A 16,763-nucleotide genomic window follows, 5' to 3' on the forward strand; every position below is an offset into this window, starting at 1 on the left:
ATGCCCTGTTGTGTCATGTGGGGGTGGAAGATTGTGGAGAGACGATGAAAACCGATGCACCATAGGAGAGCACGGGAAATGCCGTGCTTACGGTAGTTAGTGGGAGGATGCAGTCCAACAACAAGGGCTGCAACAGGCACGAATGCTGTTGCAGCCCCATATCGTTGATGGTTATAGGGTGTCAGTGCGTTTTATTTCACTTCCCAGATGTCGTTGGTTTCGAGCAGTTCGGCAAAGTTGTGATACTTCTTCTGCTTCGATACCTCATCGAGCTGTACGTGTACCGACTCGTCGTAAGTAGGTGCGTCAACGTCGCGGATAACACCGAGGGCGATGGGGAAGCCGTTTTCGTTGGACATCATAGCCAACTTCAACTGCAGGGTGTTGTCCTCACAATGGGCATCGTGTACCAATACATCATCGAGAGTATAGCCGTTTTCGCCGATTTTCACGACCTTCAGGCCGAAACCTTCCTGCACCAGACCAAATTCGTTGTTCTCACCGAACACGAGTTTCTCGCCGTGGCGCACATAAATAGCGTTCTTCTTGCGGCCTTCCTTGGTATATACCGACTCGTGGCAACCGTCGTTGAAGATAACGCAGTTTTGCAGAATCTCGCAAACGGCAGCACCCTTGTGCTGGTAAGCAGCCTTCAGGATGTCCTGAGTCTCGGCAGCATCAGTGGCAACGCTACGGGCAAAGAAGTGACCGCGAGCACCGAAACAGAGTTCAGCGGGGCGGAATGGATCCTCTACCGTGCCATAGGGGCTCGACTTAGAAACGAAGCCACGGGGTGAGGTGGGCGAGTACTGACCTTTTGTCAAACCGTAGATGCGGTTGTTGAGCAGAATCATGTTGAGGTCGATGTTACGACGCATGGCATGAATGAAGTGGTTACCGCCGATGGCAAGACCGTCACCGTCGCCACTGACCTGCCAGATGCAGAGGTCTGGGTTAGCCACTTTCGCACCAGTAGCAATAGCTGCAGCACGACCGTGGATGGTCTGCATGGCATAGGTGTTTACGTAATAGGGCAGACGGCTGGAGCAACCGATACCCGATATGACTGCCATGTTGTGGGGTGCAACACCCACTTCTGCCATGGCTTTATGGAGCGACGCCAGGAAGAAATGGTCGCCGCAACCCGGACACCAACGTGGCTGTCCCTTCTTATAGTCTTGGAATGTATATTCACTCATAACGCTTTACTTCTTTAAAATGTCCTCAAATGCCTTTACCAACTCTGCCACTACAAATGGCTGTCCCTTTACCTGATTGAACTGGTAGGGCACTAAGCCATCTACATTGGCACGCAGCCAAGTAGCCAACTGGCCGAGGTTCTGCTCGGCAATGACCACTTTCTTATATTTCGAGAGTACCTCTGCCGTGTTCTTAGGCAGTGGATTGACATATTTGAACTGGGCTTGTGCCACTTTGTAGCCTTTGGCTTGCAGTTCCTGCATCGCACTTACAAGGTGACCGTAAGTAGATCCGAAACCTACGATGAGCAGGTCGGCATCGTCTTTGTCGCCCAGTACCTGCAAGTCGGGAACGGGGATTTTAGCCACCTTCTCGGCACGCAGACGACACATTTGGTCATGGTTTTCAGGATCTGTAGAGATGGCACCGGTATTACCGTCCTTCTCCAGTCCGCCAAGGATATGGGTGTAGCCCTCCTGTCCGGGGATTGCCCAGTAGCGAACCTTTGTTTCTTCGTCGCGGAAGTATGGGGTATAGTGGCCCTTCATCTCAGGAGTTACGTAGTGAGGCTTAATGGCTTGGAGTCCCTCCATGGTTGGCAACTTCCAAGCAGCAGATCCGTTGGCGATGAAAGCATCGGTGAGCAGGATGACGGGAGTCAGATGTTCGAGCGCTATCTTTGCTGCCTCGTAGGCGGCGTCAAAGCAGTCTGTGGGGCTCAGTGCGGCAATAACGGGCATTGGACTCTCACCGTTTCTGCCGAAGAGAGCTTGCAGCAAGTCGGTTTGCTCGCTCTTGGTGGGCAGACCTGTAGAAGGACCGCCACGCTGTACATCGATGATAACCAGTGGCAACTCGTCGATCACTGCCAAGTTCATCGCTTCGCTCTTCAGACATACACCAGGTCCGGAGGTGCTGGTAGCAGCCAATGCTCCGGCAAACGAAGCACCGATGGCTGAAGCGCATCCGCTGATTTCGTCTTCACACTGTACGGTGATGACACCGCATGACTTGTGTTTCGACAGTTCGTGAAGAATATCTGTGGCTGGAGTGATAGGGTAGCTGCCTAAGAAGAGATGCAGACCTGCCTTTTCGGCAGCAGCAATAAGACCGTAGGCAGTAGCCTTGTTACCCGTGATATCCATATAGCGTCCGGGCACCTTGGTCTTCGATTCGATGCGATAGGTAGCCGGTACGGATGAATGGGTATTGTGACCGTAGTCGTAACCAGCCTGCACCACCTTGATATTGTTCTCGGCAATGGCAGGTTTCTTGGCGAATTTCTCACGCAAGAAATTGGCAACGAGGTTCAAGTCGCGGTTGAAGAGCCAGCAAACCAAACCCAGCGCAAACATGTTGCGACACTTCAGAATGGCTTTGTTGTCCATGCCACTTTCTGCCAGACACGCTTTCACCATAGTGGTGAGCGGGCACTGGATGACACGATCGGGATCTACATGGAGTTCGCCGAGATAGTCGGGAGTGGCAAACTGTGCTTTCTCCAAGTCCTTCGGACCGAATGAATCGGTGTCGATGATGATGGTGGCTTGGGGCTTGGCATACTTCAGCTGTGTCTTCAGCGCTGCAGCGTTCATGGCTACAAGCACGTCACACTGATCACCAGGGGTATAGACCTTGCCAGCACCGATGTGAACCTGGAATCCGCTGACACCGGTCAGCGAGCCTTGTGGGGCACGGATATCTGCCGGATAATCTGGGAAAGTGGAAATACCATTACCTACGGTGGCGCTCACCGTAGAAAAGATGTTTCCGGCCAACTGCATACCGTCACCGGAATCACCCGAGAAGCGTACGACTACCTGGTCGAGCTCCTTGATTTCTAATTCTTCAGCCATAAAAATAAAAATCTAAATTGCTAAATGTGTTTGCAAAGGTACGATTAAAAGCGGAATAACAAAAAGAAAAGCATATATATTTTGTTTTTTGCGCGTTTTGCAGTAATTTTGTGAATGAATATGAAGAAAAATAGCAAAGACTACGTACGTCCATACTTGCGTTTCCTGAGGTTGCAACGCGGACTTTCCGACAATACGCTCGATGCCTATGAGCGCGATTTGCAGAAGTTGTTGGGCTATCTGCGCGATGAAAACAAAGATGTGTTTGATGTGCAGTTGCCTGACCTGCAACATTTCGCTGCTACACTCCACGATATCGGCATCGGGCCACGCTCCCAGTGTCGCATACTCTGTGGGGTGCGTTCCTTCTTTCGGTTCATGCAGACCGACGGTTGGCGTGACGACGATCCGTCGGAACTGTTGGAGAGTCCGGTGCTCGGCACTCATCTGCCAGAGGTACTCTCCACCCGCGAGGTGGATATGCTCAAGGCAAGCATAGACCTCACCAAATGGGAAGGGCAGCGCAATAGGGCGATTATCGAAACGCTTTTTTCCTGCGGACTGCGTGTCAGCGAACTCGTCACACTCAAGCTCAGCAACCTCTTCATACAAGAGCGCTACATCAGAGTGGTGGGCAAAGGATCTAAAGAGCGTCTCGTACCCATCTCGCAGAAAGCCCTCGACGAAATTGAATTTTGGTTTGCCGACCGTCGGCAGATGAATATCAAGCCCGGCGAGGAAGATTATGTGTTCCTCAACCGACGTGGGGCGCATCTCACCCGAACCATGATACTCATCATGATCAAGCGCCAGGCTGTGGCTGCCGGTATTCAGAAAACCATCTCTCCCCATACCCTTCGACATTCGTTTGCTACGGCATTGCTGGAAGGAGGTGCCGATTTGCGTGCCATACAAATGATGATGGGCCACGAATCCATAGCCACCACCGAGATTTATACCCATGTGGATATGAGTACGCTACGCCAGCAGATATTGGAACATCATCCGCGTAACGTCAAAAACGAGGTTAAATAGGTATAAATGCTTGCAGAACACCGCCGTTTTATTTTGTCATATCCCGAAATCTGCGTAACTTTGCAGCCGAAAACAAAAATATAAGAAGATAAACATGTCATACCTTTTCTCATCAGAATCAGTATCTGAAGGCCATCCCGATAAGGTGGCTGACCAAATCAGTGACGCCATACTCGATCAGTTTCTGGCTTACGACGAGCATGCTCGTGTGGCTTGCGAAACCTTTGTAACTACCGGACAGGTGGTTATCATGGGTGAGGTTAGAAGCAGTGAATATATTGACTTGCAGGCCATTGCCCGCAATACCATCAAGAAAATCGGCTATACCAAGGCCGAATATCAGTTTGACGGAGACTCCTGCGGCGTGCTTACCGCCATCCACGAACAGAGCGACGACATCAACCGTGGTGTTGACCGTGAGGATGACGAAGACCAAGGCGCCGGCGACCAAGGCATGATGTTTGGCTATGCAACAAATGAAACAGAGAACTACATGCCTGTTTCGCTCGACCTCTCACATCTTATCGTAAGCACTTTGGCTGATATTCGTCGCGAAGGAAAGGAGATGACTTATCTCCGCCCCGACTCTAAGAGTCAGGTGACCGTACAGTATAGCGACGACGGAACACCCGAACGCATCGATACCATCGTCGTTTCAACCCAGCACGATGAGTTTGACGATGACGACGAGCGCATGCTTGCCACAATCAAGGCTGATGTGCTCAACATCCTCATACCACGCGTTAAAGCACAGATCAAGAGCGAGAAGGTGCTCAGGCTCTTCGACGATCAGATCAAGTACTACGTCAACCCAACGGGTAAGTTTGTTATCGGTGGTCCTCATGGAGATACCGGACTTACCGGTCGTAAGATCATTGTAGATACTTACGGAGGTAAGGGTGCACACGGTGGCGGTGCTTTCTCTGGTAAAGACTCTTCTAAGGTCGATCGTTCTGCTGCCTATGCCGCACGCCATATCGCTAAGAACATGGTGGCTGCCGGAGTAGCCGACGAGATGTTGGTACAGGTGAGCTATGCCATCGGTGTGGCACGTCCGATGAATATCTACGTCAATACTTACGGTCGTTCACGTGTGAATATGACCGACAGCGAGATAGCACAGCGCATCGAGAAACTGTTTGACCTGCGTCCAAAAGCCATCGAGCGCCAGTTGAAGTTGCGCCAGCCCATGTATCTGGAGACCGCAGCCTATGGTCACATGGGACGTCATCCCGAAGTGGTGAAGAAAACCTTTACCAGTCGTTATCATGAGACAAAAACCATCGATGTAGAGCTCTTCACTTGGGAAAAGCTCGATCGGGTAGAGGATATCAAACGCGAATTCGCACTTTAATTCTATTCCGTGCAACAGGCAGACAGCATTGCGCATAGTCAACATACGGCACATGCCGACACTGCGTCGGCAACTGGTGCTGCACCCGTGCGCCAACTGACACCGGCTCAGGTGCTCAGATGGTTGCCTCGCAATGCTACGCCTGCTCAGCAGGACTCTGCCATTCAAGCCCATTTCAAGCCGGCACCCATCCGATGGAGTACGCGCCCCGACACCCTGCATCTGCCGGGACATGATGCGGGTCACGATCTGTTGAAGGCAGAACTCCCGCAGTATTATCGCGAAGGATTCTTCTCCCACAATGCCATGTTCCACCCCGAACTCTCCGGTGGACGTATCGGTATTGCCGGTTCACCCGTGCCCTACAGCATCCATAACGATGACCTCATCACCTCTATGCTGGTGGTATGTTTCCTGGCTGCCGTTGTGGCATTCTCCCATGCCCGTCGTTTCGTGGCTCGCCAATTCAAAGCGTTCTTCTATCGACCTGCAGAAGGAATCACCGAGGTGAAGGAGACAAGTAGTGAGATGCGCTTCCAGTTTTTCTTAGGATTAGTCACCAGCCTGTTAGTGGCACTGGTGTGCTATTTCTATACGCTAAACTTTATCGGCACCACCTTCACACTTCAGTCCAACTACCAACTCATAGCCATCTTCTTTGGATTGACAGTGGCATATTTCACAGGTAAGCTCCTCCTTAGTACGTGGGTCAATCTGGTGTTCTTTGGAAAGAAAAAAAATGAACAATGGATAAAGTCCTCCTTGTTTCTTTTATCGGTGGAAGGAGTGCTTTTGTTCCCTGTCGTGTTGCTGCATGCCTATTTCGGTCTAAGTCCGGAAACCAGCATTACGTGCGTTGCTGTCGTGGCCATTTTGGTTAAAATCATGTCGCTCAGTAAGTGTCTGACCATCTTTTTCAATAGAAAACTCGTTAATTTGCAATTTTTTTTGTACTTTTGCACCCTTGAAATAGTACCGTTGCTTGTTTTTTGGAGTATAGCGGTATTCATAGGAAATTATCTGCAAATAAATTTTTAGGACACCGATGATCAAGAAGATTCTCATTTCGCAACCGAAACCAATAAGTGAAAAATCGCCATATTTTGATATTGCGGAAAAATATAACGTAGAGTTTGTATTCCGTCCTTTCATCAAGGTTGAAGGACTGGAACCTAAAGAGTTTCGTGCGCAGAAAATAAACATTCTCGATTTTACGGCAATTGTTTTCACTTCACGTCACGCCATCGACAATTTCTTCACGCTGGCAAAGCAGATGCGTATCACCATTCCTGAAGATATGAAATATTTCTGTGTGACAGAGACAATATCGCTGTATATACAGAAATACGTGCAGTATCGCAAGCGCAAAGTGTTCTTCGGAAATACTGGAAAGATTGACGATTTGCTGCCTACAATGGTTAAGCACAAGACAGAGAAATATCTTGTGCCAATGAGTGATGTAAACAGTGGATCGGTAGCTAAGTTGCTGGAGTCGAAAAAACTGCAGCATCGCGAGTGCGTGATGTATCGCACCGTGAGCAACGACTTTACCGAACAGGAAGCAAAAGACTTCGATTACGATATGTTGGTGTTCTTCAGTCCTTCGGGAATTGAGTCACTCACCAAGAATTTCCCCGGCTTCGATCAGGGAAAAGTGGCTATCGCAACCTTCGGTCCTGCTACAGCCAAGGCTGCTCAGGATGCAGGATTGCGCGTCGACTTGGAAGCTCCTTCAAAGCAATATCCCTCAATGACTGGTGCACTTCAACACTATCTGGAAGAGCACAAAGGCTAACTGCGCAACATTGCGCTATCCCAATGGCGAGGTCTTATCCGTTAGTGGATGACCGAGCCTCTATATATAAATAAGGTATAGACAGATATCACCATGGCTACCCATACGCTCAACAAGCAAGAGCGGTTGTGTGGATTGCGACTCACAGAACAACTCTTCGACAGGGCAGGCAGCCGCTCTGTGGCTTCATTCCCTATCAGGGCAGTCTGGAGAGAGACTGAACGCCACGAGGGCGAACCGCCTGTCAAGGTACTGATGAGCGTATCTAAACGCCATTTCAAACGGGCCGTCAAGCGTAATCGCGTCAAACGACAGTTGCGCGAAGCATACCGACTCAATAAGCAAATTATTGTTGAGGCTGTAGAACAGCAGTCGGGGCGTGCACTGATGGTGGGATTTGTATGGCTTGCCGACGAACTCTTCCCTTCTGAGGTGGTGGCAGAGAAGATAAACAAACTGTTGAACCGCATAGCAGAGAAATTATGATGATGCAGTGGGTACGTCGTCTGATAAAGATTATATCGCGCATCTTGGTGTGGTTGTTGCTGCTACCCATCCGTTTCTATCAGGTGGCTATCACACCATATACACCGCCGTCATGCCGATTCACACCCACTTGCAGCGAATATGCACGTCAGGCACTCATCAAGCATGGCCCTGTCAAAGGACTTGCACTTGCCATTTGGCGCATCCTCAGATGCAATCCATGGGGCGGTTCGGGTTATGACCCCGTGCCGTGAACCATGCCCACAACTTGAAACAACATACAGGAAATCTAAAAACAATATAGTATATGAAGAACTTTGTAGAAGAACTTCGCTGGCGCGGAATGCTGGCACAGATGATGCCTGGCACAGAAGAACTGCTCCAGAAAGAAATGGTTTCGGCATACTTGGGTACTGACCCTACTGCCGATTCGTTACACATCGGTCACCTCTGTGGTATCATGATGTTGCGCCATTTGCAGCGTTGCGGCCACAAACCATTCATCCTGGTGGGTGGAGCTACCGGTATGATTGGCGACCCTTCAGGTAAGAGTCAGGAGCGCAATCTGCTGAACAATGAGACACTCTATCACAATCAGGAGTGCATCAAAGCACAGGTGGCTAAGTTTCTCGACTTCGATTCTAAAGAAGCAAATGCCGCCGAGATGGTCAACAACTACGATTGGATGAAGGACTTCACCTTCCTCGATTTCGCAAGAGAGGTGGGAAAGCACATTACCGTTAACTATATGATGGCTAAGGAAAGTGTGCAGCAACGTCTCAATGGAACTGCACGCGACGGACTGTCATTCACCGAATTCACCTATCAGTTGCTTCAGGGCTACGACTTCCTCTACCTCTATCAGCACAAAGGTGTGAAACTTCAGTTGGGTGGTAACGACCAATGGGGCAACATGACCACAGGTACAGAACTCATCCGCCGTACCCTTGGCAACGATGTGGAGACCTTTGCACTCACTTGCCCACTCATCACCAAGAGCGACGGTAAGAAGTTTGGTAAGACCGAGAGTGGTAACATCTGGCTCGATCCTAAGCGCACCACACCTTATAAGTTCTATCAGTTCTGGCTCAATGTGAGCGATGATGATGCGGAACGCTATATCAAAATCTTCACTTCACTGGAGAAGGAGGTGATCGATGCACTGGTCGAAGAACACAAACAGGACCCCGGTCGCCGTATTCTTCAGAAGCGTTTGGCAGAGGAAGTTACTGTCATGGTTCACTCGCAGGAGGCGCTTGACACCGCTATCGAGGCTTCGTCTATCCTTTTCGGTAAATCTACCAAGGAGAGCCTGGAGCGTCTCGACGAACAAACCTTCCTCGATGTATTCGACGGAGTTCCTCAGTTTGAGATTGGCAAAGACCAGTTGGGGCAGTCTGCCATCGAACTCTTTACCGTTGCAGCACCTGTATTCCCTTCAAAGGGCGAGATGCGCAAAATGGTTCAGGGAGGCGGTGTAAGTCTCAACAAGGAGAAGCTGACCGACCAGAATCGTCCTATTACAGCCGAAGATCTCATCGATGGAAAGTATCTTCTGGCACAGAAAGGTAAGAAGAACTACTATCTGTTGGTAGTAAAATAATATTTTTTGAAGGAAAAATTTGGTGGAACGCCAAATTTTGCGTACCTTTGCAGCCGCTAACGGGTATGTATGTCCTATGGTGTAATGGTAGCACAACAGGTTTTGGTTCTGTTTGTGGTGGTTCGAATCCGCCTAGGACAACATTCCAGGCCATAGCAAAAGGGCTGGACTCTCACAAATGAGTCCAGCCTTTTGCTATTGATTATTTCTGTTTCTAACTCGCAGAAAAAAGGTTATGTGCTTTTATGATAGGATAATCGAATGAGTTGTAAATGTTTGTGTTATATTATTTTGTTTTATCTGTAAATCAATTTTAATACAGTGGTCTTGTGTCGCCTTTTTGTTGTTTAAATATGGTTAGTTATTGTGTGTGCTTGAACTGTAATTGGTTATAATGTGCGTCAGATGGCTTTCAGTGGATGTTGTGGCATGGGAAAATGGTCAGTTCGTGTTCCTGTTCAGGGGGTGACAACATGTGATGGGGTTTGAAAGGTTTTGTCGGATATTAATAGGTTCGCGCGCGAGCAGTTTCAGACTTTGTGTTGGTAAAAAGAGCTCATTACAGCCATTTGCTTTGTCTTGTGCTTAGGGTGTACCATCCGGTGGGTTGATTTGCAGCACGCGCCTTGTAAATGGCTGAAAACAGGCATAATGGTTGGAGGTTGTGGTTGACAGATTGCTTTGTTTGCCTCTCGTCGCCGTTTCGATTGGCTCTCGTCGTCTTCTCGTCGTCATTTCGTTGTTTTTTCGCTGTTTTCTCGTTCGTTATTCGTTATGTCCTCGATCGGCTAACGAATAACGAACGAAAGCACAACGAGAGACGAACGAGGGACGAACGAGAAGTGATCGAGAAGCGAACGAAAAATGGCTGGGTGTTGGATGAAATTTGCGATAAAATGTATGTATATCTTACCTTGTATGTCGTTTGTGGTGTTGAGATATATGAATGTCGTGATTTTTATGTCGCACACGAAATTTTTTTATCCAAGGAACTATAGGCAAGGGAACTCCAAGCAAATATCTACAAGTAAAATTATACGTCCATTATACGAACCATATATTATACGTTCATTACACGAACATTAGCATGCCAACCTCCCCGATAAACTGCAATTTACACTTCTGTCACTCCATATTCTGGATGAACCTTTTCTAATTCGTCGCCGAGGCGGCGACGCTCCTCGTAGCTCATTACACGACAACAAAGTTTTTCGTTTTATCTGCCACCCTATCTTCCACCCTATAACCCACAGACATTCATCGTGTTACAGCGATGTTTGCCTAAAGGCGGCAGATGGCAGATGAAAAATAACATAAAATTACAGACCTAACTCTTTTCTGTTTGCACAATTATTTGTAACTTTGCCACAAGTTATAATAATAACTTATTTAACAACAAAACATAAATGAACAACACGCTTCAGACATAAAATAACAAAATACAAATAACCACCCCAAACACAACAACAGATAAAACAAAACAACTAAGGATTGAAGTATACCCCAACAAACACAAAAATAGAGGCATAGACACTCATATCCTGAATATGTATATTTATGAAAAAGTTGGCATTATTCATTGTTGTCATATTGTCAATGACAAGCTCGCAACTGTCCGCTCAGAATTTAGCCGTAAAGACAAACTTCCTTTACTGGGCTACTACCACACCTAATATCGGAGCCGAGGTTTCGATAGACAAGAATCATACAGCACAAATGTTTTTCGGACTAAACCCTTGGAAACAGTCGGGAGGCGACCATTCTACATTGCGTCATTGGTCGTTTACGCCCGAGTATAGATACTGGTTCTGCCAGAGTTTCAACGGTTGGTTTGTTGGAGCTCATCTCATGGGAGGTGAGTTTAACGTTAGTGGGGTAGACTTTCCCTTTGGATTGCTGTCCACACAGAAGAATCACCGCTATGAGGGATGGTTCATTGGCGGAGGCGTAAGCGGCGGATACCAATGGCCATTGTCAAGACATTGGAATCTTGAGACATCACTTGGTATAGGCTACGACTTTATAAAGTACGACAAATATAAATGTGGCACATGTGGCAGAAAACTTAAGAGCAGCCACACCAACTACTTTGGACCTACCAAGGCAGCACTATCGCTGATATATGTATTATAGAACAAAGCTGAAAAACGATATGAAACAGAACTTTCTTTACATATTGACATTTCTGACACTTGCCGTCAGTCCATGCCGAGGGCAAGAGTGCAAGGGTGTATCCATAGCCAACAGCAGCATAAAGGTGGAGAATGTAAGGGTGAGCCATATCGACAAGCAGCTTACGTTGTCGATGACCCTCAACCTCGACCAGCTGCAGATGCCCACCAACAACCAGTTTGTTCTTTCTCCATCCATAACAACTGCCGATGGCGATGTGGCTATGCCTAAGATTGTGGTTAACGGCAACCGACAGCACATTATGCAGCAGCGCAACCGCCACAACAATTATGGTGCTGATGCCTATATCGTGAAACGCACCAACGGCAAACCGCAGCAGATAGCCTATCTGCGCTCTGTTACCTACGACAAGAAGTTTGTTGACTATAAGGTGCGTATTAACGAGGACCTTTGCGGATGTGGCGACAACCTTGCCAACAAACAATACGAACTGATGGAATATCGCCGACCAACTGCCAAGTTTGTAAGACCAGAGGTGGTGGCAGAGAAGATACGCGAGCTGGACAAGCGTGCCTACATCGACTTCCCAGTAAACCGCACCGAGCTTAACCCTCTGTACCGTCGCAATCCCGAACAGCTCGACAGTATAATACGAACTATCAACACGCTAAAGGAAGACAACAACCTAACGGTGTTGGCAGTGAATATCCACGGATTTGCATCGCCAGAGGGACGCTTCGACAACAACGACCGCCTTGCCAAGGAGCGTGCGCACACCCTTACACAGTATGTGCAGCGTATGGTGCAGCTCGACGAAGGCATCTTCACGGTGTCGCACACGGCAGAAGACTGGGACGGTCTGCGCAAGTTTGTAGCCGAGAGCAACATCGAGCACAAGCAGCAGATACTTGACCTTGCCAACGACACATCGCTAAAGGAAGACGAACGCGAGGCTAAGATTAAGGCTGCATTTGCAGACGAGTACAAATTCCTTCTGGCTGTATGCTATCCAGCCCTGCGCCACTCCGACTACCATATTAAATATAAGGTGCGCCCATTCAATGTTGAGGAGGCCAAGGCTTTGGTAAAGACCCGACCACAATTGCTATCGCAAAACGAGATGTATATGGTGGCACAAACCTACGAGCCTGGCTCAAAGGAGTTCAACGAGATAATGGAGATAGCGGTACGTATGTATCCTGACGATCCAACAGCCAACCTTAATGCAGCTTGCACACGTCTTAACGCAGGCGATGCCGAGGGTGCAAAGCCTTATCTTGACAAGGCTGGAGACAGCGAGGAGGCTAAGGCTGCAAGAAAAGTATACGAAGAGATTAAATAACATAATTAACATTGATAATTAAACTCAAAGTATTATGAAGATATTAAAATTTTTCCCTTTGGCATGCGCTGCATTGATGATGAGTGCATGTAGTTCGGACAACAACATCGAAGGTGGAGCAACAAAACCTGGTAGTGATCCGCAGTATCTCGCTGTGAACATTGTGAATGTGGGAACAACCCCTACCCGTGCCGGAGACTATGAGAACGGAACTACGGAGGAAAGCAAAATCAAAAAGGTGCGTTTCTACTTCTTCAATGGTGATGGATCGCCTTATCTTATCAAGAATCCTAATGTTACAGGAGTAACAGGTGGTGGAAGCGTAAACTATCTTGAGGCTACCCCTGGTGACGATACCACTACTCCTGGCACCTCAACAAGTGTAGAGAAGATTACGCAAACCGTACTCGTAATCAATGGTGAGCAGAATGCTGCTCCTGCTGCTATTATGGCTGTTGTTAATCCAGAGACTGTTGAGCCTGCAACTCTCAAGGATGGCGCAACTATGAGATTGAGCGAACTTCGTAAAGCTGCAGTAGGTCAAAATTTCTACAAAAAGGATGCGTCTACAGGTGCTCTATCTGACTTTGTAATGAGCAACTCAGTATATGTAAATACAGGTGAAGATGTTTGTGCTTCGCTTGTTGCAGGTCATATAGCAACTTCGCAAGAAACTGCCATGACAAAGCCAGTAGACCTATATGTAGAGCGTGTTGTGGCTAAGGTTACTGCCGATGTGGATAAAGATGCCTTTAAGGTTGGCGATGGTTCTAACTGGGAAACTACCAAATATGGTACAAAAACAGCTGTAGGCAAAATCGGAGCTTACGACGTTTATGCAGTTATCGATGGTTGGGGATTGGCTGACGAGAACGGTAAGGCTGAGATAGAAAAGCAGGTAAGCAAATCATGGACTGACGGAAATTTAGGCTTTAGCCCTTGGACAACATCCGACTATCACCGTTGTTTCTGGGAACAATCTGTAGCATTAGATGCAGGCATTGGCGGCAATCAGCCTGTTAATCATTTGTATAAAGATTTTAAGGCCAAGATGAATGACGTATTGTACACATTGCCTAACACTCCAGACGCCAAAATTACTAATGTATATGATAACAATGTGACAAAATTCTTGGTCGCAGCTACTCTTAAATACAAAGATGAGAATGACAATTGGCATTTAGCAGAGATATGTAGATATAATGGTGTGGAGTTTCTTGGAATAGACAACTTGAAGACGCAGGTGGCAAATACATTCTCGAAGTATTATACAAGTACTGATAATGGTTCTACATATACTCAGCTTGCTAAAGACGACATCACCTTTGCTGAGCCTACTACTTCTATGAAGAATTATCAAGTTACTCCAACTTTGGTTGACGATCCTGCTGGTACAAAGGAGTATTACACAAAATCTTCAACTGGCACATATACATTGGTAAGTAAAGATGTGGTTAATGCAGCCATTGGAGCAGATAAGGCAGAAATCAGAACAGAAGGTAAAGCATACTACTATGTTCCAGTAAAGCACCTTGGTACTGCAGGAACTCTTGGCGAATATGGTGTTGTGCGCAACCACTTCTACAAGATTACTTTGAATGGTATTAAAGGCTTTGGTACACCAGTATACAATCCTGATAAGGTTATTGACCCAACTGTGCCTTCTTACGATAATACATTTTTGGCTGCCCGCGTTCAGGTTTTGCAATGGCGCATAGTAAACCAGAATGTAAGCCTTGGCAAATAGTAAATATTAACAACTCTTTTTTTAGGCGGTATGGCTCTCACACATGGAGGGGGAGCCGTACCTCCTATATAATTCTCCCACAAAACAACGAATTATGATAAACTTGACGTATATATTGAACAAAATGAAAGTAGCATCCATGGCTATGCTATTGCCCATCATCGCATGCTCGTGCTCGATGATGCACGAAGACATGGGCGAATGTAAGCAAGAACTAAGGCTGAAGTTCAAATACGACAAGAATATGAAATTTGCCGATGCCTTCAGCTCACAGGTGAAGACTCTATCGCTGCATGCTTACAACAAGAACGGAGAAATGGTTTTCGACAAAACGGAAGCTGTAAGCGACATAGAGGCTGCAGGAGGATACATTACTCTCGACATAAAGCCATGCGTATACTCGCTACAAGTATGGGCAGAGGGCGAAAACGTGTATGACGGATCATACAAATATTCAACTAAAGGAAAGGCAGAAGATGGTATTGAAAACCTGGACTGCAAGATAAACAGAGACGGAAGAAAGGTGGACCACGACCTTAACGCTCTGTATCACGGTATGATGGGAAACGTAGACCTGAGAATGGACGACTACGGGGTGAAGACGTTCACCATGCCGCTGACTAAGAATACCAACAACATAAAAGTGGTGATACAGAATGCCTCGGGCAAAAAGTTGAAAGCAAGCGACTTCAGCTTCGAGATTGACGACGACAACTCATGGCTTGATTGCTATAACGACAATATAAAAGAAGACTCGATAACTTATCGCCCATGGTCGCAATACGACGGCATTGTGGGCGCAGAAGAGAGCGAAACACAGGTGTCGGCAGTGGTGGCTGAGATGACTGTGAACAGACTGTTTGCAAACAAAAACCCACGACTAAAGGTTTATAACAACGAAAATGGAAAACTGGTGTTCAACATTCCGCTCGTAGACTATGCGCTGCTCGTTAAGGGCAACTACAACAAGGATATGACCGACCAAGACTATTTGGACCGCCAAGACGAATATAGCTTCGTATTCTTTGTAGACGACGGCATGAACTGGCTTAGCGCCTCGATATTCGTTAACTCATGGAGAGTGGTGTTGCAGAATGTAGACATGTAGGAATGTAAGAAACACGATACTTATTATCATAGAAAAAGATATCGACACTTGATGTTTTATCATATTAAAAATATTATAATTAGAACAGTTATTGTGCCATTGCTGTGTGTGGCAATGACGGCATGTTCGGACGACGATGGCGTAGGCGCTATCGCCAAGAACGATGTGCGCGTCGCCTTCACAATGATGGTTGCCGACGCTACATCTACACGTGCCGCAAACGAGGGGTGGGACAACTACGACCCTAAGCAACCAGGCATAGAAGATGAGAATATGATTAACACCGACGACTTACGTATAGCCATTTGCGACGGTATGGGCAACATCATTGGAGATGTGGAGACTATAACGGTGACGCCAATGAGCGACCCTTCGGGTACTAAATATGCAATAACAGGAGTATGGAAGAACGCTAAAGACGATATTGCAAGGGCTAAGAAGATAATGATTGTGGCTAACTGCAATGCTACGAAACTAAGCACAATCGACCTACCCGACTTGAAATACAACATAGATACTGAGACAAGGAAATATATACCTATGTGGGGTGTGGCATCGCTGCCAGCACTTACATTAGGCACACAAACAGACATGACAGAGCAGATATATTTGCTCAGAGCGATGGCGAAGGTGAAAGTGGAGATGCGCTCGGATATGGCATCGTATGGATATTCCATAGGTAGCATGCACATCAACAACTATAACACTCAAGGATATTGTTTGCCAAAGAACTATCAATCGGTAAATAAGACTCAGGAGATACGCTTCGACAATTCGCTAAACGTACTTGACAGCCGAGCGGCAAGCATAGGATTGACGGATAGAAAAGCAACATACATACCAGAATACGACAATACCAGCACAGGGGCTACGCCATCGACAATAACCGTAGATCTGAACAGAAATGGTAAGCACGAAGGCACTTACACCCTGGAGTTTCGCAATTATGATACCGACGGCAAGCCTACAGGCACACCATACGATATTCAGCGCAACCACTACTATACATTCTTGATATACAAAGAGGACGGAAAAATCATTGTTAGCCTGCATGTAAGGAAATGGAATAAGCGCGTATACGACGAAGATATAATAATGTAAAGA

The 16,763-nt window shown here is 47.1% G+C and carries 14 protein-coding genes and 1 tRNA gene; 13 read left to right on the forward strand and 2 right to left on the reverse strand.

The window, feature by feature from the left end; translation table 11 throughout:
- Positions 1-191 precede the first annotated feature (191 nt).
- Together CIK88_RS05235 and CIK88_RS05240 are read right to left on the reverse strand one after the other, a co-directional pair.
- Positions 192-1,199, reverse strand: a complete 1,008-nt coding sequence (locus CIK88_RS05235) for a 2-oxoacid:ferredoxin oxidoreductase subunit beta (protein WP_094390953.1) — start codon at positions 1,197-1,199, stop codon at positions 192-194.
- Positions 1,200-1,205: 6 nt separating this feature from the next.
- Positions 1,206-3,056 (reverse strand): 2-oxoacid:acceptor oxidoreductase subunit alpha, encoded by a 1,851-nt coding sequence (locus CIK88_RS05240; RefSeq protein ID WP_094434995.1) that lies wholly within the window; start codon positions 3,054-3,056, stop codon positions 1,206-1,208.
- 114 nt (positions 3,057-3,170) lie between these two features.
- Here CIK88_RS05240 and CIK88_RS05245 point away from each other — a divergent pair, with 114 nt between their 5' ends.
- From CIK88_RS05245 to CIK88_RS05310, 13 genes are all read left to right on the forward strand, one after another.
- Positions 3,171-4,091 (forward strand): site-specific tyrosine recombinase, encoded by a 921-nt coding sequence (locus tag CIK88_RS05245; RefSeq protein ID WP_094434997.1) that lies wholly within the window; start codon positions 3,171-3,173, stop codon positions 4,089-4,091.
- 94 nt (positions 4,092-4,185) lie between these two features.
- Positions 4,186-5,445, forward strand: coding sequence for a methionine adenosyltransferase (gene metK / locus CIK88_RS05250; protein WP_094434999.1), 1,260 nt, complete (start codon positions 4,186-4,188; stop codon positions 5,443-5,445).
- A 9-nt stretch (positions 5,446-5,454) separates the two neighbouring features.
- Positions 5,455-6,483 carry a DUF4271 domain-containing protein gene (locus CIK88_RS05255; RefSeq protein WP_094435001.1) on the forward strand — a complete coding sequence of 343 codons (1,029 nt, stop codon included), beginning with the start codon at positions 5,455-5,457 and terminating at the stop codon, positions 6,481-6,483.
- A gap of 7 nt (positions 6,484-6,490) precedes the next feature.
- Entirely contained in the window at positions 6,491-7,240 is a 750-nt protein-coding gene (locus CIK88_RS05260) for a uroporphyrinogen-III synthase (protein ID WP_094435003.1), read from the forward strand.
- A 93-nt stretch (positions 7,241-7,333) separates the two neighbouring features.
- A complete protein-coding gene (locus tag CIK88_RS05265) occupies positions 7,334-7,726 on the forward strand; it encodes a ribonuclease P protein component (protein ID WP_094390947.1) in 393 nt (130 codons plus the stop codon).
- 2 nt (positions 7,727-7,728) lie between these two features.
- The gene (yidD, locus tag CIK88_RS05270) at positions 7,729-7,980 is read left to right on the forward strand and encodes a membrane protein insertion efficiency factor YidD (RefSeq protein WP_094391030.1); all 252 of its coding nucleotides are present in this window, start codon (positions 7,729-7,731) and stop codon (positions 7,978-7,980) included.
- A gap of 53 nt (positions 7,981-8,033) precedes the next feature.
- On the forward strand, positions 8,034-9,329 hold the full coding sequence (gene tyrS, locus CIK88_RS05275) for a tyrosine--tRNA ligase (protein WP_094390946.1): 1,296 nt from the start codon (positions 8,034-8,036) through the stop codon (positions 9,327-9,329).
- A gap of 70 nt (positions 9,330-9,399) precedes the next feature.
- Positions 9,400-9,470 (forward strand) — tRNA-Gln (locus CIK88_RS05280).
- Positions 9,471-10,886: 1,416 nt separating this feature from the next.
- Positions 10,887-11,462 carry a DUF3575 domain-containing protein gene (locus CIK88_RS05290; protein WP_094390240.1) on the forward strand — a complete coding sequence of 192 codons (576 nt, stop codon included), beginning with the start codon at positions 10,887-10,889 and terminating at the stop codon, positions 11,460-11,462.
- 19 nt (positions 11,463-11,481) lie between these two features.
- Entirely contained in the window at positions 11,482-12,804 is a 1,323-nt protein-coding gene (locus tag CIK88_RS05295) for a DUF3868 domain-containing protein (RefSeq protein ID WP_158214643.1), read from the forward strand.
- A 34-nt stretch (positions 12,805-12,838) separates the two neighbouring features.
- The gene (locus CIK88_RS05300; RefSeq protein WP_094435009.1) at positions 12,839-14,551 is read left to right on the forward strand and encodes an Mfa1 family fimbria major subunit; all 1,713 of its coding nucleotides are present in this window, start codon (positions 12,839-12,841) and stop codon (positions 14,549-14,551) included.
- A gap of 124 nt (positions 14,552-14,675) precedes the next feature.
- Positions 14,676-15,659, forward strand: coding sequence for a FimB/Mfa2 family fimbrial subunit (locus tag CIK88_RS05305; RefSeq protein ID WP_158214644.1), 984 nt, complete (start codon positions 14,676-14,678; stop codon positions 15,657-15,659).
- 108 nt (positions 15,660-15,767) lie between these two features.
- A complete protein-coding gene (locus CIK88_RS05310) occupies positions 15,768-16,760 on the forward strand; it encodes a hypothetical protein (protein ID WP_158214645.1) in 993 nt (330 codons plus the stop codon).
- The last annotated feature ends 3 nt before the right edge of the window (positions 16,761-16,763 follow it).

Source organism: Prevotella sp. P5-50 (genome assembly GCF_002251295.1).
Classification (GTDB): domain Bacteria; phylum Bacteroidota; class Bacteroidia; order Bacteroidales; family Bacteroidaceae; genus Prevotella.